Source organism: Microbacterium sp. bgisy207 (genome assembly GCF_965345035.1).
Taxonomy (GTDB): Bacteria; Actinomycetota; Actinomycetes; order Actinomycetales; family Microbacteriaceae; genus Microbacterium.
This window is the reverse complement of the sequence record NZ_CBDRMG010000008.1, coordinates 71,940-92,637: the sequence shown is the minus strand read 5'-3', so window position 1 is coordinate 92,637 and position 20,698 is coordinate 71,940. Positions and strand designations below refer to the sequence as shown.

The 20,698-nt window shown below is 68.0% G+C and carries 21 protein-coding genes; 18 read left to right on the top strand and 3 right to left on the bottom strand.

All coding sequences use genetic code 11. The features are described from left to right. Window positions 1-205: 205 nt before the first annotated feature. From purS to ACSGC5_RS09535, 3 genes are all read left to right on the top strand, one after another. A complete protein-coding gene (purS, locus tag ACSGC5_RS09545; RefSeq protein ID WP_434970395.1) occupies window positions 206-454 on the top strand; it encodes a phosphoribosylformylglycinamidine synthase subunit PurS in 249 nt (82 codons plus the stop codon). After that, the gene (gene purQ, locus ACSGC5_RS09540; protein ID WP_434970394.1) at window positions 451-1,158 is read left to right on the top strand and encodes a phosphoribosylformylglycinamidine synthase subunit PurQ; all 708 of its coding nucleotides are present in this window, start codon (window positions 451-453) and stop codon (window positions 1,156-1,158) included. Before purS ends, purQ begins: the two co-directional genes overlap by 4 nt. Before the next feature lie 128 nt (window positions 1,159-1,286). Next, a complete protein-coding gene (locus tag ACSGC5_RS09535) occupies window positions 1,287-2,231 on the top strand; it encodes a 2-hydroxyacid dehydrogenase (protein WP_434970393.1) in 945 nt (314 codons plus the stop codon). Window positions 2,232-2,240: 9 nt separating this feature from the next. Here ACSGC5_RS09535 and ACSGC5_RS09530 read toward each other — a convergent pair whose 3' ends face one another. Next, a complete protein-coding gene (locus tag ACSGC5_RS09530) occupies window positions 2,241-2,804 on the bottom strand; it encodes a nucleotidyltransferase family protein (protein WP_434970392.1) in 564 nt (187 codons plus the stop codon). A gap of 156 nt (window positions 2,805-2,960) precedes the next feature. On the opposite strand from ACSGC5_RS09530, the gene ACSGC5_RS09525 reads away from it, so the two are divergent. The 4 genes from ACSGC5_RS09525 (at window position 2,961) to ACSGC5_RS09510 (ending at window position 8,131) form a co-directional block, all read left to right on the top strand. Then, entirely contained in the window at window positions 2,961-3,728 is a 768-nt protein-coding gene (locus tag ACSGC5_RS09525) for a nucleoside phosphorylase (RefSeq protein WP_434970391.1), read from the top strand. A gap of 181 nt (window positions 3,729-3,909) precedes the next feature. Then, complete coding sequence (locus tag ACSGC5_RS09520) at window positions 3,910-4,743, top strand: FAD binding domain-containing protein (protein WP_434970390.1); 834 nt, start codon at window positions 3,910-3,912, stop codon at window positions 4,741-4,743. Continuing rightward, window positions 4,740-7,544 carry a molybdopterin-dependent oxidoreductase gene (locus tag ACSGC5_RS09515; RefSeq protein ID WP_434970389.1) on the top strand — a complete coding sequence of 935 codons (2,805 nt, stop codon included), beginning with the start codon at window positions 4,740-4,742 and terminating at the stop codon, window positions 7,542-7,544. The genes ACSGC5_RS09520 and ACSGC5_RS09515 overlap by 4 nt, the downstream gene beginning before the upstream one ends. A 2-nt stretch (window positions 7,545-7,546) precedes the next feature. Next, window positions 7,547-8,131, top strand: coding sequence for a nucleoside deaminase (locus tag ACSGC5_RS09510; protein ID WP_434970388.1), 585 nt, complete (start codon window positions 7,547-7,549; stop codon window positions 8,129-8,131). Between the two features lie 28 nt (window positions 8,132-8,159). Here ACSGC5_RS09510 and ACSGC5_RS09505 read toward each other — a convergent pair whose 3' ends face one another. Beyond that, window positions 8,160-8,873 carry an MBL fold metallo-hydrolase gene (locus ACSGC5_RS09505; RefSeq protein WP_434970387.1) on the bottom strand — a complete coding sequence of 238 codons (714 nt, stop codon included), beginning with the start codon at window positions 8,871-8,873 and terminating at the stop codon, window positions 8,160-8,162. A gap of 70 nt (window positions 8,874-8,943) precedes the next feature. Here ACSGC5_RS09505 and ACSGC5_RS09500 point away from each other — a divergent pair, with 70 nt between their 5' ends. The 6 genes from ACSGC5_RS09500 to ACSGC5_RS09475 all read left to right on the top strand — a co-directional run bounded on the left by ACSGC5_RS09500 (window position 8,944) and on the right by ACSGC5_RS09475 (window position 12,972). Next, entirely contained in the window at window positions 8,944-9,468 is a 525-nt protein-coding gene (locus tag ACSGC5_RS09500) for a TetR/AcrR family transcriptional regulator (protein ID WP_434970386.1), read from the top strand. A gap of 40 nt (window positions 9,469-9,508) precedes the next feature. Then, window positions 9,509-10,114 (top strand): helix-turn-helix domain-containing protein, encoded by a 606-nt coding sequence (locus tag ACSGC5_RS09495; protein ID WP_434970385.1) that lies wholly within the window; start codon window positions 9,509-9,511, stop codon window positions 10,112-10,114. 114 nt (window positions 10,115-10,228) lie between these two features. Continuing rightward, complete coding sequence (locus ACSGC5_RS09490) at window positions 10,229-10,876, top strand: type IV toxin-antitoxin system AbiEi family antitoxin (RefSeq protein WP_434970384.1); 648 nt, start codon at window positions 10,229-10,231, stop codon at window positions 10,874-10,876. After that, entirely contained in the window at window positions 10,869-11,630 is a 762-nt protein-coding gene (locus ACSGC5_RS09485; protein ID WP_434970383.1) for a nucleotidyl transferase AbiEii/AbiGii toxin family protein, read from the top strand. Before ACSGC5_RS09490 ends, ACSGC5_RS09485 begins: the two co-directional genes overlap by 8 nt. Before the next feature lie 160 nt (window positions 11,631-11,790). Next, entirely contained in the window at window positions 11,791-12,354 is a 564-nt protein-coding gene (locus ACSGC5_RS09480; RefSeq protein WP_434970382.1) for a hypothetical protein, read from the top strand. Between the two features lie 246 nt (window positions 12,355-12,600). After that, window positions 12,601-12,972 carry a hypothetical protein gene (locus ACSGC5_RS09475; RefSeq protein ID WP_434970381.1) on the top strand — a complete coding sequence of 124 codons (372 nt, stop codon included), beginning with the start codon at window positions 12,601-12,603 and terminating at the stop codon, window positions 12,970-12,972. Window positions 12,973-13,152: 180 nt separating this feature from the next. Here the strand turns inward: ACSGC5_RS09475 and ACSGC5_RS09470 are convergent, their stop codons facing one another. After that, window positions 13,153-13,590 carry a hypothetical protein gene (locus ACSGC5_RS09470; protein ID WP_434970380.1) on the bottom strand — a complete coding sequence of 146 codons (438 nt, stop codon included), beginning with the start codon at window positions 13,588-13,590 and terminating at the stop codon, window positions 13,153-13,155. A gap of 217 nt (window positions 13,591-13,807) precedes the next feature. Between ACSGC5_RS09470 and ACSGC5_RS09465 the strand changes: the two genes are divergently transcribed. The 5 genes from ACSGC5_RS09465 to ACSGC5_RS09445 all read left to right on the top strand — a co-directional run bounded on the left by ACSGC5_RS09465 (window position 13,808) and on the right by ACSGC5_RS09445 (window position 20,521). After that, window positions 13,808-15,016, top strand: a complete 1,209-nt coding sequence (locus tag ACSGC5_RS09465) for a hypothetical protein (protein ID WP_434970379.1) — start codon at window positions 13,808-13,810, stop codon at window positions 15,014-15,016. Window positions 15,017-15,421: 405 nt separating this feature from the next. Next, window positions 15,422-15,970 (top strand): hypothetical protein, encoded by a 549-nt coding sequence (locus ACSGC5_RS09460; RefSeq protein WP_434970378.1) that lies wholly within the window; start codon window positions 15,422-15,424, stop codon window positions 15,968-15,970. 317 nt (window positions 15,971-16,287) lie between these two features. Continuing rightward, entirely contained in the window at window positions 16,288-17,139 is an 852-nt protein-coding gene (locus ACSGC5_RS09455; RefSeq protein WP_434970377.1) for a hypothetical protein, read from the top strand. A 455-nt stretch (window positions 17,140-17,594) separates the two neighbouring features. Further along, window positions 17,595-19,097, top strand: coding sequence for an aldehyde dehydrogenase family protein (locus ACSGC5_RS09450; protein WP_434970376.1), 1,503 nt, complete (start codon window positions 17,595-17,597; stop codon window positions 19,095-19,097). After that, window positions 19,094-20,521 (top strand): NtaA/DmoA family FMN-dependent monooxygenase, encoded by a 1,428-nt coding sequence (locus ACSGC5_RS09445; RefSeq protein ID WP_434970375.1) that lies wholly within the window; start codon window positions 19,094-19,096, stop codon window positions 20,519-20,521. The genes ACSGC5_RS09450 and ACSGC5_RS09445 overlap by 4 nt, the downstream gene beginning before the upstream one ends. Window positions 20,522-20,698: the final 177 nt, after the last annotated feature.

Sequence of the window (20,698 nt, the reverse complement as noted above, 5' to 3'; positions counted from 1 at the left end):
GTGCCTGGGAACCGAGGGAGGGCGGAACCCTGGCCGTCGTGGGAACGCTCCCACGACTGCGGAACACGGTACGGGAGCGCTCCCATCGTCGTCAAGGGAGCGCTCCCACGAAATCAGATAACGGTTCGGTCACGACGGGTCGAGTCCGGTCTCGCGGGCGTCGATAGACTGTCGATCACCCCTCCCTCGACATCCGGAGCGCCCCATGCCGACCATCGTCGTAGACGTCATGCCCAAGGCCGAGCTGCTCGATCCGCAGGGGAAGGCGGTCGCCGGCGCTCTGACGCGGTTGGGGATCGACGGCTTCGCGGGTGTGCGCATCGGCAAGCGCTTCGAGTTGACCGTCGAGGGGGAGGTCGATGATTCTCTTCTCGAGACGGCGCAGCGGATCGCCGACGAGATCCTCTCGAACTCGGTGATCGAGGATGTCGTGGGGATCGAGGTCATCGAGTGACCGTCCGTATCGGGGTCATCACGTTCCCCGGTTCGCTCGACGACCGCGACGCACAGCGGGCCATCCGGGCAGCCGGCGCCGAGCCTGTCGCGCTGTGGCACGGTGACCACGACCTCGCGGGGGTCGACGCCCTCGTCCTGCCCGGCGGCTTCAGCTACGGCGACTACCTGCGCGCGGGAGCGATCGCGGCGCACGCCCCGATCATGCGCGAAGTCGCGGATGCCGCGGCGAAGGGGCTGCCGATCCTCGGGATCTGCAACGGCTTCCAGATGCTCGTCGAGGCTCACCTCCTGCCTGGCGGCCTCATCCGGAACGCCCACCAGCAGTTCATCCGCCGGGACCAGCGCCTGCGCGTGGAGAACGCCGACACGGCATGGACGAGCGGTTTCGAGGCCGGGCAAGAGATCGTCATCCCGTTGAAGAACGCGGATGGGGGCTACATCTGCTCTGCCGAAACGCTGGAGAGGATCGAAGGCGAGGGTCTCGTCGCGTTCCGCTACCTCGGAGTCAATCCGAACGGCTCGCTCGATGACATCGCCGGACTCACGAATGAGCGGGGCAACGTGGTCGGTTTGATGCCGCATCCAGAGCACGCCGTCGAGCCCGGATTCGGCCCCGACACGCGCGCGGCGATGCGCTCGGGCACCGACGGCCTGACGTTCTTCACCTCCGCGATCTCGGCCGTCGTCGGCGCCGCTGCCTGACCTGCCGTTTCGTCTCGTCGCTGCGCTCCTCGCTCAACGACCGGGATGTGACGGCACGCCTACCCGGTCGTTGAGCGAGCGAAGCGAGACGAAACGCGGTCAGCCGCGGCGCTCGGTAGCGTGGAGAGGTGACCTCCGACGCGCGCACCATCGTCATCTCCGTTCCCGACGACCGCCTCGAAGCAGACCTGACCGGGCTCCCCGGCATTCAGCTCGTGCGCTGGGAGATGGGCGATGCGGCGCCGCGCGCGTCGTTCGACATCGTCGTGCCGCCGTACCTGCGCAGCCCGCGCGTGCTCGCGCGCCTCGAAGGCGTTGACGTCGGACTGGTGCAGAGCCAGTCGATCGGGTACGAGGCAGCCGCGAAGCACCTGCCCCCGGGAATCGTGTTCGCGAACGCGGCATCCGTTCACGAAGGGTCGACGGCAGAGCTCGCGCTCGCCCTCACGCTCGCGTCACAGCGTCAGATCCCCCGCTTCGTCGCGGCCCAGAGCGAGGGTCGGTGGGCAGGTCCGCGCGAGGGGGATGAGGCGATCCCCAGTCTCGCTGACCGCCGGGTGCTGATCATCGGATTCGGAGGTGTCGGAAAGGCCATCGCGGCTCGGCTCCAGGGATTCGAGGCGAAGGTCGAGGCTGTCGCCACGCGTGCGAGGACAGAGAACGGCACGGTCGTCCACGCTCTCGAGGACCTGCCGCACCTGCTGCCCGACACCGACATCGTGATCCTCGCGCTGCCGGGCGGGGACGACACAGCGGGGCTGGTGGACGACGCCTTCCTTGCTGCGCTCCCGGATGACGCGCTCCTGGTCAACGTCGGCCGCGGCAGCCTCGTCGACACGGATGCGCTTCTTCGTCACCTGCACGCGGGCCGCATCCGCGCGGCGCTCGACGTCGTCGATCCCGAACCGGTGCCGGCCGACCATCCGCTCTGGGAGGCGCCCGGGCTGCTTCTGACCCCCCACGTCGGTGGCGCGTCGACCGCGATGCGCCCCCGCATCGCGGCGCTCGTGCGCGCACAGGCCGACCGGATGCGGCGGGGCGAGGAACCGTTGAACGTCGTGCTGCGCACCTGAGGCCCCGCGTCAGCGGCGGGTGTCGGTGTCGGCACCGTCCCAGAGGTCGGCGCACTCGACCGGGAGGGTGCCGTGGGTTTCCAGGTACCGGTTCGCTCCCGAGTCGCCCTGAACGGATGCCGCGACCGCCGCCCAGTGCTCGCGGCCGATCACGACCGGGTGCCCGGGACGGCCGTCGAAGACCGCTCGGGCGAGCATCGCAGGGTCCGATGCCGCCCGCAGCACACGGGTGACCACGGTGCTGGGCATGCCGGGCACGTCGACGGGCGCGATCACCGCGGTGTCGGCATCCGTGGCCGCTGCTGCCGTCAGCCCCGCTCGGACGGATGACGACAGCCCGCCCGCCCAGTCGACGACATCAACCGAACGCGCGCCGTCGATGCCGGCAACGATCCCCCGCGCGCGGTCGGCGTCGGCGCCGATGACCACCAGCACCTCGTCACATCCCCCCGCGCGCAGCGCCGCAACGACCCTCTCGAGCCACAGCCGGCCGGTCGTGTCGGTCGCGAAGACCTTCGGCTGCCCGTACCGTCGCCCCGCCCCGGCGGCCAGCACGATTGCGCACGAGATCATGACCGGGAGCGTAGCGATGGCGAGCCTTCGGCGGGTAACAGTCGCGAAACAGCGCCTTGCTACGCTCGCCCCACAGCACGTCCTATCACCATGACCTGCGCGGCTCAGGGCGGGGACTGCGACGACCCGTATCGTCTCAGAACCCAGGAGGTCCCCATGCCCGCCGTCGTCGACAAGTCCGCAGCCGGACTCAACGCCCGCCAGTACCACATCGCCATCGCGCCGGGCGAGGTCTCGAGCGTCGCACTGTTGCCGGGCGACCCGTTCCGCGTCCCGCTCGTCGCGGAGTTCCTCACGGACGTGAAGGAGGTCGCCCACAATCGCGAGCACCGCACGATGACCGGCTGGTACAAGGGTCGCCACATCACCGCGACCTCGACCGGGATGGGATGCCCGTCCACCGCCATCGCGGTGGAGGAGCTGGCCCGGGTCGGCGTGACGTCCTTCATCCGCGTCGGCAGTTCCGCCGGGTTGCAGCCGGGGATCGCGCCAGGTGACCTGCTGGTGAGCGAAGGCAGCTTCCGCAACGATGGCACGACGGATGCCTATCTCCCGAAGGGGTTCCCCGCGGTCCCGGACCTCGAGCTGACGACCGCGCTCAGCCGCCACGCGAAGCGCATCGCCGAGGGCGTCGGAACACATTCCTTCAGCGGCATCAGCGTCAGCGACGACGCGTTCTATGCGGAGACGCCCGAGTGGATCGGCCAGCTGAACCAGATGGGGATCCTGAACGTCGAGATGGAAGCATCCGCCCTGTTCATCGTCGCCCGCCTCCGTGGGCTGCGCGCGGGCATGGTGTGCGCATGCTCGAGCAACCTCGTCGACGGCGCCTCGCTGTACGACGAGCGCAACGCCGCGCTCAAGGACGGGTGGATGCGCTCGATCGAGGCGGCGCTCGAGACCGCCGTCGAGCTCGAACTCTGACGCGGGTCGCGCCAGGCTCTCAGGGGCGCAGCATCACTGTGCCGACGCGTCCGGGCGCGGGCATTCGCCCGTAGCCTGGCACGAGCCGGGCGAAACACTCACGAAATCCTCGCCTGCTTCACTCAGGTTGTTCACCTGGTTGTTCACTGAGTCAACATCGGATGCCGCGGAGGGAGGGCGCGTGGACATCACGACCGTCACGTCGTATCGGTTTGCCCGCACCCGCGCCGACCTGGCGCTCACGCCTGGTGAGAAGGTCCTGGCGGGCGGAACCTGGCTCATGAGTGAGCCCCAGCCCGACGTGACCGGTTTTGTGGACATCACCCGCATGGGCTGGCCCGATGTCGAGATCCTTCCCGACGGTCTGCGCCTCGCCGCGACCTGCACGATCGCGAGGTTCGTCGCCTGGTCTCGAGGAGAGGTAGCGCCGGCGGCCCCCGACGAGTGGCGCGCGACGGCGGCGATCCCGGATGCTGCACACGCCCTGCTCATGTCGTTCAAGGTCTGGAACACCGCGACCGTCGGAGGCAACGTCTGCCAGTCGTTCACGGCGGCGGCCATGGTGTCGCTGCTGGCCGCCCTGGACGGGGTCGCGGTGATCTGGACGCCGGACGGCGGCGAGCGCCGTCAGCTCGTCGCCGAGTTCGTCACGGGGCAGGCGGCGAACACGCTCCAGCCGGGTGAGGTGCTGCGTGCGCTGGAGGTGTCCGCACCGGCGATGCGGGCCCGCGTCTCGCTGCACAAGATGGCCCTGGCCGAGCTCGGCCGCTCGGGCATCGTCGTGAGCGGCCGGCGTGAAGAGGACGGCTCAACGGTCGTGGCAGTGACGGCATCCACCCTCACCCCGCACGTGTTCCGCTACCCGGGCCTGCCCGCCCTCGCGCAGCTGCAGTCGGATGTCACGAGCCCGTCCGACTTCTTCACCGACGCCCTGGGCGAGGCCGACTGGCGCCGTGCCGTCACCGCTGTGCTCGCCGAGCGGGTGCGTGCCGATCTCGCGGAGGAGGACGCATGAGACTCACCGTCGACGGCACCGAGCTGCACGGCGATCCCGCTCCGGGCCAATGCTTGCGCACATTCCTGCGCGAGCATGGACACACCGAGGTCAAGAAGGGATGCGACGCCGGCGACTGCGGGGCGTGCGCCGTGATCGTGGACGGCGAGCCCGTCCACTCCTGCATCGTTCCGGCCCGGCGGATGGACGGCGCGACCGTCACGACCGCGGGCGGGCTCGCTCCCGGCGATGACCTGCATCCCGTGCAGGAGGAGCTCGTCGCGCACTTCGGCTTCCAGTGCGGGTTCTGCACGCCGGGGATGGCAGTGACAGCATCCACTCTGACCGAGGACGACCTGCCCGAGCTCGATCGCCGCATGAAGGGGAGCCTGTGCCGCTGCACCGGCTACCGCCCGATCCGGGAGGCGATCACGGCGGCTGTGCTCGGCCCTGTGCGCGAGACCGGGCGTGAGACCGGCGGCGCCCGCCGGCCCGAGCCGGTCACCTCGGGCGGCATCGGCGCCTCGGTCACCCCCGAGCCGGCCCGCCGCATCGTGCAGGGCCGCGAGCCGTTCACGCTCGACGAACCGGTCACCGGCTCCCTCGTGCTCCGCGTCGTCGGCTCCCCGCACGCGCACGCCCGCATCCTCTCGATCGACACGGATGCCGCCCTCGCCGTCCCCGGAGTCGTCGCCGTCCTCACACACGAGGACGCCCCCGCGACCCGCTTCTCGACAGCACGCCACGAGCACCGCACCGACGACCCCGACGACACGCGCGTGCTCGACGACACGGTCCGCTTCATCGGGCAGCGGGTCGCCGCGGTCATCGCCGAGACCGCGGCTGCAGCGGATGCGGCAGCCCGGCTCGTGCAGGTCGAGTACGACATCCTGCCCGCCGTCTTCGATCCCGAGCAGGCCCGCACCCCCGGAGCCCCGGTGTTGCATCCGGAGCGCACCCCCGAGGACCGGGTGATGGATGCCGCGCGCAACGTCGTCGCGGCCCTGCACGAGGGCCACGGCGGTGACATCGACGCGGCGCTGGCCGCGAGCGCCGTCACCGTCAGCGGCACGTGGCAGACCTCGCGCGTGACGCACGCGCAGCTCGAGACCCACGGCGCGGTCGGCTGGCTCGACGAGGACGGCAGGCTCGTCATCCGTTCGAGCACCCAGGTGCCCTTCCTCACCCGCGACGAGCTCGCGCACATCTTCGACCTGCCACGCGAGCGGATCCGCGTGTTCGCAGCCCGGGTCGGCGGCGGATTCGGTGGCAAGCAGGAGATCTTCACCGAAGACCTCGTCGCCCTCGCCGTGCTGCGCACCGGGCGCCCCGTGACCTATGAGTTCAGCCGCACCGAGCAGTTCACGCGGGCGTCGCTGCGGCATCCGATGCGGGTCGAGGTGACGCTCGGGGCGGATGCCGACGGCACCCTCACCGCGATGAAGCTCGATGTGCTCAGCGACACGGGCGCGTACGGCAACCATGCGATCGGCGTGATGTTCCACGGGGTCGCTGAGTCGACGACCGTGTACCGGACGCCGGTGCGCCACATCGACGCCGAGGTCGTCTATACGAACAACGTGCCATCGGGAGCGTTCCGCGGGTACGGGCTCGGGCAGGTCATGCTCGGGATCGAGTCGGCGATGGACATGCTCGCGGAGCGGCTCGATATCGACCCGTTCGAGCTGCGCCGCCGCAACGTCGTGCGCGCCGACGATCCGCTGCATCCGGATGAAGACCCGTACGAGCGCGACCTCATCATCGGCAGCTACGGCCTCGACCAGTGCCTCGATCTCGCACAGGACGCGCTCCGCCGCGGCAACGGGGTGGCGGCACCCGAAGGCTGGGCGGTCGGTGAGGGCATGGCGGTCGCGATGATCGCGACGATCGCCCCGTTCGGGCATGTCTCCCGCTCGCGGGTGGCGCTGCGCCCCGACGGCACGTTCGTCGTGCGCGCCGGCACCGCCGAGTTCGGAAACGGCACCACGACCGTGCTGCGGCAGATCGCGGCATCCGTGCTCGAGGCACCGTTCGAGCGGCTGCACCTGTGGACTGCCGACACCGACGCCGTCGCCCACGACACCGGCGCCTTCGCCTCGACGGGTATCACCGTGGCGGGCAAGGCTCTCGCGGCGGCCTGTCAGGCGCTGCGGGCACGGATGCTGGAGCTCGCCGCCGCGCAGACGGGGACCGACCCGGGCGCTGGGCTGTTGACGGATGCGGGAGTCGCGACGCCCGCGGGGGTCGTGTCGTTCGCGGATCTGGTCGCCGCGGCGTCGGACGAGGAGCGCGACGAGAACGGCTTGTTCGCCACCGGGGACGAGGAGGGGCACCTGCGGTCGGTGTCGTTCAACGTGCACGCCGTGCGCGTCGCCGTGGAGCCTGAGACCGGCGTCGTGCGGATCCTGCAGTCGGTGCAGTCGGCGGATGCCGGAACCGTGATGAACCCGGCGCAGCTGCGCGGACAGATCGAGGGCGGCGTCGCGCAGGCCGTCGGGAGCGCGCTGTACGAGGAGGTGCTCGTCGAAGACGGCGCGGTGCTGAACCCCGTGTTCCGCGTGTACCGGGTGCCGCAGTTCGCCGACGTTCCCGAGACCGAGGTGTACCTCGCCGACACGTCCGACACTGTCGGCCCGTTCGGGGCGAAGTCCATGAGCGAGTCGCCATACAACCCCGTCGCACCCGCGATCGGCAATGCGATCGCCCGGGCGCTCGGACAGCGGCCCTTCCACCAGCCCTTCACCCGCCAGCGCGTGTGGCGCCTCGCGCAGAGCGGCGGCGCGCAGCATCCTGACCCGACCCCAGCCCGAACCCCGGAGTGACCATGACGATCGCGACTTCCTTCACCATGACCCTGCCCGCGTGGCTGGCCGACGAGGCGGACGCTCTGCCCGCCGTGCTGCCGACGCTCGAGGAACGGATGGCGCTGGTCAACCGGCTGGCCGACCGCAACTGGCGCGAGGGCAACGGAGGGCCGTTCGCCGCCATCGTTGTGGATGACGCCACGGGCGAGCTCGTCTCGGCGGGCGTCAATGTCGTGCTCTCGACCGGCAAGTCGTCGGGGCACGCCGAGGTGATGGCTCTCGGGCTCGCGCAGCAGCGCCTGGGCCGCTGGGACCTCGGCGCGGAAGGAGCGAACCTTTCGCTCGTGGTCAACTGGCGTCCGTGCGTGCAGTGCTACGGCGCGACGATGTGGAGCGGCGTGCGGTCGCTGGTCGTGGCAGGGTCCGGTCCCGAGCTCGAGGAGCTCACCGGGTTCGATGAGGGGCCGATGGTCGCCGACTGGGCCGAGCAGTTCGAGGCTCGCGGCATCCGGGTGACCCAGGATGTCGGCCGCGAGGAGGCCCTCGAGGTCTACCGCGCCTACGGCGCCAGCGACGCCCTCGTCTACAACGCGCGGGGGGAGTAAGACCCAAGGCGCCTGACGCTCCCGGCTGCTACGCCTGTGCCGCCTCGCGCACGGCCTCGACGGCAGCCGACGGTGAGCCGTGGAACGCGGGGCCGTGTCCCGGCAGCACCCACTCGGCATCCAGGTCGGCGAGGCGATCGAGCGAAGCGAGCGCCTCAGCTGCGTCATCCGTGAACGGGGCCGGGCCAGGACCCGTGCGCCCGGTCAGCACATGGCGGGTCGTGAGGGCGTCGCCCACGAAGACGGCGCGCACGTCGGGCGAGAAGATGGCGATGCTCCCGGGCGAGTGGCCGGGCATCCCGATCACGCGGGGCCGTCCGGGAAGGTCGAGCATGTGGCCGTCGGCGACCTCGCGCACCTCGGTGAGCCAGGTCGGCCGCATCCCTTTCCGGATGCCGTACGCGGCGAACTGCAGCAGGGGACCGATCCGGGTGGGACCCATAGGGGTCTTGGGCTTGTCACCGCCGCGAGCGCGGTCAGCGTCGGCGGCGTGCACGAACACCGGGATGCCCCGCTCCGCGCGCAGGCGCTCGGCGAATCCGACGTGGTCGCTGTCGCCGTGGGTCAGCACGATGCCACGGATGTCGTCAAGGGAGCGCCCGATGGCATCCAGCTCTCGCGTGAGATCGGTGTACATGCCGGGAAGGCCGGCGTCGACGAGAGTGATGCCGTCGGGGGTGACGATCAGATAGGCGGCGACGATGTCGTTGCCTATGCGGTGCAGGGACGGCGCGAGTCTCATGACTGACCTCTCAAAAGATGGCTACGAACGTTAGCCATGATAGCTTATGTTCGTAGCCATGGGAGGTTCGATGCCGACACCGGAGAGAACATCGCTCGACGAGATCGTCAGCGCGGCCGCGCGCCTGCTCGAATACGGCGGGCTGGCGGCCGTCACGATGCAGGCCGTCGCGCAGGAGGTCGGCGTCAAGGCGCCCTCGCTGTACAAGCGCGTGCGAGATCGCGAGACGCTGCTCGGACTCGTCGGTGGCGCCGCGGCGGATGACCTCACCGGGCGCCTGGATGCGGCATCCGGGATCGAAGAGCTGTTGCTCGTGTTCCGCCGTTTCGCACACGAGCGACCCGAGGCCTTCCGGCTGCTGTTCACGACCACGGTGGATGCTGACAAGCTCGCCGCCACGAGCGCGCCGGTGTTGCGCGCGACCACGGCGGCCGTCGGCGCGGATCACGCGCTCGATGCCGCGCGGCTGCTGACCGCGTGGGCGACCGGGTTCGTCACGATGGAGCTCGCCGGGGCCTTCCGCCTCGGCGGTGATCTCGACGACGCGTACGACTACGGCATCGCCCACCTCGTGAACTCCCTCGGCTCCGACTAGCCGCGCGGGGCAGCTTCGGGCAGCGCCGTATCCTGGAGCCGTGTCCACTCCCGCCCGCGCCACCGCCGACGGGCCGAGTGCGGCATCCGACGAAGCACAGATCGGCGTCGGTATCGGGCGGCAGGTGCGGCAGGCGCGCACCGAGAAGAAGCTGTCGATGCGGGCGCTCGCGTCGGCTGCCGAGATCAGCCAGCCGTTTCTGAGTCAGATCGAGTCGGGCCAGACGATGCCGTCGCTGCTGACCCTGTACCGCATCGCGAACGCCCTCGACATCTCGCCGTCGGCGCTCCTGCCCGCCGACCCCGACCCCGAGGTCGTGCACGTGTCGCGGGCAGCGGATGCCACGTGGGTGCCGGTCTCGGAGGCATCCGACACCGCCCACACCCGCGTCATCCACGCCGGTGAAACCTCACTGCAGGAGTACGTCATCCGCCCCGGCGAGCAGGTCGGCGACTGGTTCGAGACGGATGGCGAAGTCATCCACTACGTCATCGAAGGCGCCATCGCCCTCGAGATCGAAGGCCTCGGGATCTGGGAACTCGGCGCCGGCGACGCCGTCGCCCACCCTGGGGCGCTCCGGAACCGGTGGCACCTTCGCGGCGACGGCTCCGCCCGCGTCGCGTTCGTGTACACCGGCGGAGCCTGAGCCCATCCAACGCCCGGCGCGAGGATCCTCCGCCTGCCGCGGGTGGATGCGTCACCAATTTACTCATCGTAAATAGACGCTCGGCGTATACTTCCGATGAGGAGAGGAGGAAGTATGGCCGCGGACGTTGACATCGTGCGCGCTGTCGCGCGGGCACCGCTTCGCACCCTGCGCCTGAAGGAGGTCCCCGAGCTGGCACGGAACACCTGGCGGACAACGGACCGGCTGGTCGAGCAGGGCGCGCTGGTGCGGCTAGCTCATGGCGTCTACACGGCGGTTCCTGATGGCCGCGATGGTCGGACATGGAAGCCACCGTTGGAGGCGGCCGCTCTCGCGCTTGCGACGGCGCGATTCGGCGCGAGAGAAGTCGCCCTCATGGGAGTCAGCGCCGCGCGCCACTGGGCTGCCATCCCACGGGCTATCGGCGTCGCCACGGTTGCGGTGCCTCGACGCGGCTACGCACCCGTCACCCTTGAGGGAGGTGGGCTCGTCAAGTTCGTTCCTCGCAACATGGACGCCCTTGAGCTCGTACTGGAACGCACGGGACTCGGTGAGGGACTCGTCACGACACCCGAGCAGACCCTGTTCGACCTCCTGGGCCGCATGGATCGCGATGGACTCGGTCGAGAAGTCGCGGGCGCCGTTGAGAACCTTACGCCCCAGGTCAAGCCAGATGAGTTTGCCAAGATCGTCGCGCGCGCTCGTATCGTGCCAGCCGGCGCACGGGACATGCGCAAGCGACTGGAGACGGCGAATGGCTAAGCCTGTCCCCGGGGTCCTCGATGACGGTGAACGAGAGCAGATCGAGGCCACGTTCGGAGTTGACTCAGAACAGGTCGCCCGGGACCACGTCATCTCACACGCGCTCGCCGCCATCAGCAGCCTGAGCACCGACGACGTCGTCTTCTTCGGCGGCACCGCGCTCTCGCGCACACACCTCACGGAACTACGTCTTTCGGCGGACATCGACCTCATCGCACTCGGCGACAGGTCAGCAATTGCCGACGAGATCGAGGAGGCTGTCGCCCGTCAACTGCGCCGTAGCTTCGGCACAGTGACGTTCACGCCGCGGCTGAGGGAGGCGAGACACCCGCATCCGTCCGTGATGCAGGTAGGGGATGTGCGCGTGCAGATCCAGTTGCTGTCGTCAGAGGGCTATCCGCAGTGGCCCACCGAGATCGTCGATATCGAGCAGCGCTACAGCGACGCTCCACCCGCGCGCCTACGAGTACTCACCCCCGCAGCGTTCGTCGCGTCGAAGCTGTCTTCGTGGAACGACCGGGAAGCCCCACGAGACCTTTACGATCTCTGGGCACTCGCCGAGGCCGGCTACATCGATGCGACCGCATCCGAGGTATTCGGGCGGTGGGGTCCGTACACGAGAGCTTCCAAGGTGTCCTTCGCGCACCTTCCATCGGCCGCCGAATGGAGTGCATCGCTTGACCACCAATGTCTCCCGGCCGTTACCCCCGAGGAAGCAGCCAGCAGGGTGCGCGACGCATTGCGGAACCTCTGACCGACGGCGCTCACGTGCCACTTGACATCGCGAGTTGCGAGGCCATCGGCGATCGAACCACGAGCAGACAAGGATCCACGACCTCGCGGGCAGCATGTGTCACTCCGGTTCAGTCTTTGATGGCGACGGACCTTCCTCACATGCGCAGATAATGGGACCGATGCTCCTTGATGTGAGGCGGGTGGTCGCGAGCGCCACGATCGTCGGCGCGATCGTAGTATGCGCGGCATGCGCGCCCTCACCAATCGACTCCAGGCTCTGGTTGCAGCTCGATCGGCAGGAGAACGTCGTCTACGAAGTCATCGGTGACCGCGATCTCGCGGGATCTGGCCCGAAGAGCTTCATCGAGTCGCTCGGGGGTGTTGCGGACTACTGGGATGGAGTCTCGAGTCCCGACTTCCTCGATCCTGCCGTCGGCGCGACCGTCTTCTACAACGTGTCCGAAAGCTCCGATAGGTTCGATGACCCGGTCGTGGGGTTTGATCTGTTCGTGACCTCCGGGCACCGTCCGGGCGGCAGCTCAGACACAGGCGGATGGTTTGCGCCGTCCCAGTCGTCCGTTTACACCTGCTACCGGCTTTCGGTGACCTTCGTGGCTAGCAGCGTGTGGGATCACAGCCGCTCCCATGACTATGGCGAGGACAGACTCGTCTGTCCCCAAGAGCTTGTGGATGCGTTGGGTGATGGCGCTCAGTATCGGGAGCCGTGGGAGTTTGACGGATGACACCAGAGCCCCGCGGTTGACCAGCTAGTCAATCAACAGCCGGTCGGCACCTCGGGCTTCGACAACGCACGTCCGAGCAGTCCGGATGAGCAGCGCGCGCGGGCTGCGCCAAGTGAGACACCTCATCGAGATCGTCACCATCGAGCATCGACCGGATGCTTAGCGCCGCCTCTCACCAGCGACTGTCACTCGCCGCGCGAGAATGGCCCCGTGCGACCGCGGCGGTGATTGCGGCACCGAGCGAGTGTGCGTCTCGATTACCTCGAAGCCTGCGGCGGCGATGCGTTCCGCGAGCGCCTCCGGCGACCAGTGCCAGGCGCGGGCAACGGCGTGCTCAAACGGCTGGGACTCGTTCGACTGCTCGACAACGCCGTGGACATCGCCTCCGGAACGGAGGAGAAGTACCCCTTCCAGATGGACGAACCGCTGCCGGTGCTAGCAACACAGTTGACTTCCGAGGGGATCGAACTCATGGGCGCGTATCTCCGCGGGGAGGAGTACTCGAGTTCTCAGCGGGACTTTCTGGAGCTCGCCGCATCCCGCGCCAACGAACTCGAAGTCTGGATGGACGATGTCATGCGGGATCAGGCCGAGGATCACATGTTTGGAACGCACTGACTGGCAGCGCGTCCAACGACCCGGCGCAGCGCCTTGGCTTCGGACACGCACCGCCGCCCGCTGGAAGGTCCTCAATCGGGCATCGCACGCAAGCGGGACGTTGGCGTGCGCGCTGATCGCTTGCGTCCGAAGGACGTTGACGGGTGAATTGGCTTGCACAACGCGGAAGCAATCGCGTTCTCAGTCGAGGTAGTAGATGGCGCTGAATCGCCGTTGCCTAAACCGCCTACCAGATGGGCCCTCCTGCCAGGTGACTCGGATAACGGTGGGATACCCGCTAGACAGGCTCCGGCTGTGATTGAAAGGCAACCACCCAGATGGTTCGACGACGGCAGGCAGTATCAAATCGCCTCGGAGCGCGTCCTGCAGGCCGTCACCGGTGGTGTTCTCGAAGCCGAGAACGCGCGCGCGGACGCCGGAGGTGCCGTTGATCAACCGCCAGTTCTCGGAGCGACGCCCATCCGGCTTCGGCTCATTGCTCAGTTGCCACTCGACATGACGTGCCTCGGACCGTATCGCACGGTAGAGCGCGTACCCCGCTATCAGGGCGGCGATCACTCCGCCGATGCCGCCAAGCCATGCAGGGCCGGTGTCGGCCCAAGTAGTGATCAGGTCCACACACGCACCCTACTGATCCGATCCGCGGGTTTTAGCAGCGAGGAGCCGACCAACACTCCGGATCGCGAGCGCGACCACGGTCGTCGACGACAAAGGACACCGAGATCTAGAGCAAACCGCCCACGGGTAGCGAACGTTTGACTGAGCCAGCTCGGCTGCGGGCGAACCTTCGGAGCGGCAGGCCACCGGCGTGCATGCCTCGCCCTACGGTGGTGATGTGGCCAACCCCGACTTCACTCGCCGCCTCGATGAATATCTGGGCGACTGTCTCCAGAGGGCGCGAGCCGCCGTTGCGCAGCTTGACCCCGACTACTTGCTCTCGGAGAACGAAGACTTGCTCCTCGGCGGTCTTCTTCGGGACAATCTCCCGCGACCCGTCTCCTTGGCTTGGGACGCAATTTCGCAGACGGGGATCGAGGAAACCCAAGTCCAAGTGAGGGATCAGTTCTATCCAGATCGTGAGTATACGCGACCGGCGAGCCGCATCCGGATCCGCGTACCAATCGATGGTGATCCGATGCTCCTCACGCTGAGGGCCACCACCTACATCCCGAGTCCGCTGGATGCCGACGTGGCGGGCTCTCTACTCCAGATCGAGGTTGTCGAACGTCAGCTATCCGCACACCTAGTGCAGGCACGAATCGCACGGGTCCGCGAGCGAGTCGAGAAGCAGGTGGAGTGGGCGAACGGCGATCTCGCCACATTCGCACGTCAGGCGAGCGCGACCCTTCAGCGCGACTACAGCGAACGAAAGCAGCGTATCTTGAACGATCGCGCGCTTAGCGAAGCCCTCGCGATTCCACTCTCGGCCACGGGACGCCAGGTCGCTCCCGTGCCCGCTCGCCGCAAGCATGTGTCGCTTGAACAGCGACGAACTCAGTCGCGATTCGTTCCCGAACCCGAACTCGATGAAGCAACTTACCGAGACATACTCGACCAGGTCCAGTCGTGGGCGAGAAGCCTCGAGCGCACACCAGGCACACTCTCCGCCCTCGGAGAAGAACAGCTGCGAGACCTCTTACTCGCCCACCTGAACGCCTATTGGCAAGGAGCGGCGGGCGGGGAGCTGTTCAACGGGGCTGGAAAGACAGACGTCCTCATCCGTGAGAAGGATCGCAACGTCTTTGTGGCAGAGTGCAAGATCTGGTCAGGGACCAAGGCAGCCGGCGATGCGGTCGATCAGTTGCTGCGATACCTGGTCTGGCGGGACAGCAAGGGTGCGCTCATCGTTTTCGTGCGCACGCGTGATCCCGCAGCGACCATCGATCGGCTCCACGCCGCGGTGACAGCGCACCCTGCTCATGCGATGACCAAGGCATCGCATGAGGCATCACGGCAAGTCGATTACCTGCTGACCGCCGATGATGAAGGGCGCCGGATCAACCTGGCAGTCATTCCCGTCATCCAAAGGGTCATGGACCACTGAGGTCGCGCCTGAGGTCGAGGCTGAATCCTCTATGGTGCGATGCACGAACGGGGCCGAACCGGAGGCGGGACCCAGCAGCGCACTGGCTGGAGTAGCAGTCTTCCAGATCGGCATTGTGGGGTCGTGTCCCGGTAGGCAGTCCCGAACGTGCGCGGCCCTATCGGGGTCACTCCGTTTGCCACTGCTCGCGGTGCCGACAGGCTGACAGGCTGACAGGCTGACAGGCTGACAGGCTGACAGGCTGACAGGCTGACAGGCTGACAGCGAATCAGTAGCAACTGCTCCAGACTCGTGTCGTCGGCGCCGATACAACTTCCAAACGGTCCTGACTGGCATCGACTTCGATCTCGTCGGAGGGTGCGGTGCTACGGACTCAGTAGTACCAATGCGGGTTAGGCTCGCGCCATGGATGCGCTCGTACCCGTTGTCGTCGGCGGGCTCCTCGCGTTGGGCGGCGGGCTCCTCGGTGCATGGATCCAGGGGCGGCGCGAGCACCGCAGATGGATTCGTGAGCAGCGCTTCGACGCGTACCAGCGCGCGCTCCGCCTCATCGAGCACATTCGAGGGCTCGGCTTCGATCCGGTGGACGACGTAATCGAGGAGTTCATCGCACGGGACATGGCGGATTCGCACGACGCTGAACGGGACGAGATGCGAGAGCGCATGCGTCACCGGCTTGGCGAGGATAACCGTCGCGACGAGAAATTCCGCGCCATGCGCGCGTTGGAAGTGGAGCGCGTCGAGGTGACGACGCTCTTGGCGCTCGTCGGGCCGAGCGATGTCGCCGTACACCTGTCCGCGGCGATCTCCGAGATGGCTGACGACGACCGCTACGACGCCGCCCTCGAACGCCTCGTGGGCGCGATGTGGAAGCCGCTGGGGATCATGAAGCCCTATCGCCTCACGCTCTCGACCACAGCCCGTCAATCTCGACAGCCAACCCTCGACGTCTGAGCGCGGCGAGCACGACGTGGCTGTGGCCTGCTACGGCCTGAGGCCAGTGCTCTCGATTGCGGGCGAGCGTCGAGCGCTGTCCGTCAGCCTCGGCCCTCGCGCGCAAGCCGGTCGTTCAGCGCGCGTCGCTTTGAGTTAGCCTCGCCCTATGACCACCAAGCCGACGATCGGTGACGACGTACTGCTACCGATCGCGGAGGCGAATCGCTAGTCGTACCGACAGCTATCGGTCGCCACGCAATCACTATTTCTCACCGCGGGCGCGATCTTCCTCGGCTTTGGTGATCGGCTGCCCTTCCTCATCGTTCGCGATTGCGATGATCACTGCTTGGTACATCTTCTTTGCGGTGGTGTTCGCACGAGCCGCGACCGTTGACTTGTGCATCATCGTGGGATGGCGGGCGCGAGTCGAGACCGGTGTGTGCGCCCGGTGGATGCTCGGCTATAGCCGCGCTTCGCCCCGACGCTACATTCGCATGGTGGATGTACCGAATAGCGCCCCGCAGCCCGCCGAGACGACACCCTCCCGCGAACCGCTTGAATCCCTGGCCGCCCGTTATCGGTCGGCCATGAGCGATCTGCAAGATGCGCACGTCGCGCTGCGTTCTACTGATGGATGGAAGAGCGAGGAGCAGCAGGTAATCGCGCTCTGTTTCGACTTCATCGAACTTGTTCGCACCACGGCCCACGCCTTCACCCGCTATCCGGATGCCGAGAGCTGGCTTCTTCAGTCTGCGATGGACGAGTTCGTCGAGTCCGCCATCGCGATCTGGCAGCTCACTGACAGCGGGATCTACAACCCGGCGTACCGAGAGCTTCGCTATCTCCTTGAGTCGGCGATCAAGTTCTCATACGTCGACCAAAAGTTACCAGGTCCTACCCCTCTACCCGATCGTCAACGATGGCTCCACGCAAACGTTCCGCGAGGAAGCATCAGCGTTGTTACCGATCTGAGCTGGTACGATCTGACGCGCCGCACCACCGACTTGACCGGCCTCCGATGTCACCCCCTACAGTCAGAGTCAGCAACACCAAACGAAGCCCCCGGCCCTGGTGCACCGGGGGCTTCCGCGTTGCCCGAGGACCGGCCACAGGCGGAGGACCTCACAGCTCCAACCAGCCCAACCCGGCCGGTGGACGCTGGTCGAGACCGGCGCCGCGACACGTAGGCGATGCCCCCCGAAGCGCCCCCAAAACGCGTCCGCCACGACCGGGCTGGGGGCGCGATATGGACGACCGGGGGCGCGAAGGAGCGCGATCACCCAAACCCCCACGCCAGAGTCGCGCTGACGCGCGAGCAGAACGCGCCCACCGTTTCTGATCACCGCGGTGATTGTCGGAAGCAGTAGCAGGTCGTGCCCGACGCGCGCACGGAGCTCGGCAATGTAGGGGGAGATGGTCACGCACTCGGACCAACCGAGCGTGTCCGAAAGCCGGTCCCCTCGCGGGCCGAAGACGAGCGAAAGTAGGACGCGGCACACTCCACGCACGTGCAATGCCCGCACGACCAGCCCGTTCAGTTTGCGAGGACAGGGTGCGCCAACAGGAGTACAGCGCGACCACCGAAACACCCGCGAAACGTGATAGCCATGAGCAATCAATGATTGCCTCCTAGCATCGCGGTGTGACGACAACTGACGAGTTCACCCTGCGCCCGCGCGTGCAGGAGTTTCTGGCGTCGGGCCGCACGGAGCTGCTGATCGACGGCGACTGGCTCCCGGCATCCGATGGCTCGACCTTCACCACGATCGACCCGGCCACCGGATCCGCCCTCGCCGAGGTTGCCCGCGGCACAGCACCGGATGTCGACAGAGCGGTCCGCGCCGCGAAGGGCGCGCTGCGCTCCTCGGCCTGGCGGGCGATGCGACCCGCCGACCGCGGCGCGCTGCTGTGGCGCATCGCCGACCTCTTGACCGAACACCTCGACGACCTCGCGCAGCTCGAGACGCTCGACCAGGGCAAGTCGCTGCGCACCTCGCGGTTCGGGGAGGTTCCGGCGGCGATCAACCAGTTCCGCTACTACGCGGGCTGGCCGACGAAGATCCTCGGCGACACGATCCCGACGTCGCTGTCGCGCACTCCTCCCGGCAAAGAGGTCTTCGCCTACACGCGCCGCGAACCGGTCGGCGTCGTCGGGGCGATCGTGCCGTGGAACTCGCCGCTCATCATGACGGCCATGAAGCTCGCCCCCGCCCTCGCCGCGGGCTGCACGATCGTGCTCAAGCCCGCCGAGAACACTCCCCTCACCGCGATCTACCTCGGCCAGCTCATGCTCGAGGCGGGCCTGCCCGCCGGGGTGCTCAACATCGTCACCGGGTACGGTCACGAGGCCGGACAGGCTTTGGCGGAGCATCCGGATGTCGACAAGATCGCCTTCACCGGCTCGACCGCCGTCGGCAAGCGCCTCGTGCAGTCGGCTGGCACGCGCCTTGCCCGACTCACCCTGGAACTCGGCGGCAAGTCGCCGTCGATCATCATGCCCGACGCCGACCTGCCCGCCGCAATCGAAGGCGTCTCGCGCGGCATCTTCGACAACGGCGGCCAGGTGTGCGTCGCCAGCGCCCGCATCTACGCGCACCGGGATGTCTACGACGACGTCCTCGCCGGGATGGCCGACTTCGGCAGCGGCCTGAACCTCGGGCACGGCCTCGCCGAGGATACCGACCTCGGGCCGCTCGTCAGCAAGGCCCAGGCCGATCGGGTCGCAGGCTACGTCGACGAGGGCCGCGCCGAGGGTGCGCGGGTCGTGAGCGGCGGCATCCGTGACGGCGACACCTTCTATACGCCGACCGTGCTCACCGACGTGACCCCGCAGATGCGCCTCATGCGCGAAGAGATCTTCGGTCCCGTCGCCGTCGTCACCCCGTTCGACGACCTCGACGAGGTGGTCGGGTGGGCCAACGACTCCCCCTACGGCCTGGCCGCGAGCGTCTGGACCGAGGGCCTCAGTAACGGCCACCGCATCGCCGCGCAGCTCGAAGCCGGCACGGTGTGGGTCAACTGCCACTCCTTCCTCGGCCCCGAACTCCCCAAGGGCGGGCACAAGGAGTCGGGCTGGGGCTACGAGAACGGGCCGCAGGGCCTCGAGAACTATCTGGAGACGAAGACGGTGGTGATGGTGCTGTGAACGCAGATTCCCCGAGGCGCATCCTGTTGGGTGCGTTCGAGATGATGACACCCAACAACGGGATGCCGACCTGGACCGACCCGCGCGGCCGCGGCGACGACTGGGACGACCTGGGCTACTGGCTCGGCCTGGCACGAACCCTCGACGAGGCGGGCTTCGATTTCCTCTTCTTCGCCGACACCTACGGCTACGCCACCCTCGGGGGACGGATGCCTGACGAGGTCGCCGCTCACGGCATCCAGTTCCCGGCGCTCGACCCGATGCTCACGATCCCGGCGCTCGCCCACGCGACCCGCGACCTGGCTTTCGTCGTGACCTCGCCGACCACCGTCGAAAAGCCCTACGGCACCGCGCGCCGCTTCGCGACCCTCGACCGGCTCACCGGCGGACGCATCGGCTGGAACGTCGTGACCGGCTCGTCGCAGGCCACCACCGACGAGCTGTTCGGCGTGACGCAGAAGCTCTCGCACGATGAGCGCTACGACGCTGCCGACGAGTTCCTCGACACGTGCCTACGGTTCTGGGAGCACTCCTGGGACGAGGATGCCGAGGTCCGCGACCGCGCGCGCGGAGTGTATGCCGATCCGAGCATGCTGCACCGTGTGGAGGTCGAGGGGCGCTATCAGCGGGCCGCCGGGATCTTCGCCGTGCCTCCGACGCCGCAGCGCACGCCGGTGCTGTTCCAGGCCGGCACGAGCGACCGCGGCCGGGCGTACGCCGCCCGCAACGCCGAAGCCGTCTTCATCCAGGGGCAGTCGATCGCGACGGCGGCGGCGCATGTCGCCGACATCCGGGAGCAGGCCGTGCGGCAGGGGCGTCGGCCCGAAGACGTCAAGGTCATCAGCGGCATGACGGTGACCGTCGCGCCGACCGAGGCCGAGGCGCGGGCGCTGCGCGAAGAGTACGAGAACGTGCTGGGGCTGGATGACGCGGCAGTGATGTTCGCCGGGATCACGGGGCTCGACCTCACGGGCCTCGACCCCGACACCCGTGTCGCCGACCTGCACACCGACCTCGGGCAGACCCTCATCAACCGGTACGCGCGAACCGATCCCGACATCCGGGTGCGCGCGGTGCTCGACCAGTTCCGGACGAAGGCGATCCGGGGCTTCCAGATCACCGGCTCGCCCGAGCAGGTCGCCGACGAGATCATCGCGACTGTGGACGGATCGGGGCTGGACGGCCTCATGCTCGAGCCGACCTTCGGCGGACCCGCGTCGTACGAGGCGTTCATCGAGCTCGTGCTGCCGATTCTCATCGAGCGCGGTCGCGCGGGGCGTCCCTCGGGCGCGACCCTGCGCGAGCGCGTTAGCGGATCACCGCGCCTTGCCCCCACCCACCGCGCGCACGGCCTCACCGCGAGCGCCGCGGATGCGTCGGCCGAGGCATCCGTCGGGGCCCGACTCTCGAGCGCCACGACATGACCCCCGTTCGTTTGCCCCAAAACGTACCGTGCCCTACCGGCGACGGCGTGTTGCGGCAAGTGAAGGGGAACGACAGAGGCCCCAAACCAGACAACCCACCTTCATTTGCCGCAAATCGTCGGCGCACCCACCGGCGCACGGCGTGTTGCGGCAAGTGAAGGGGAACGAACGGGAACG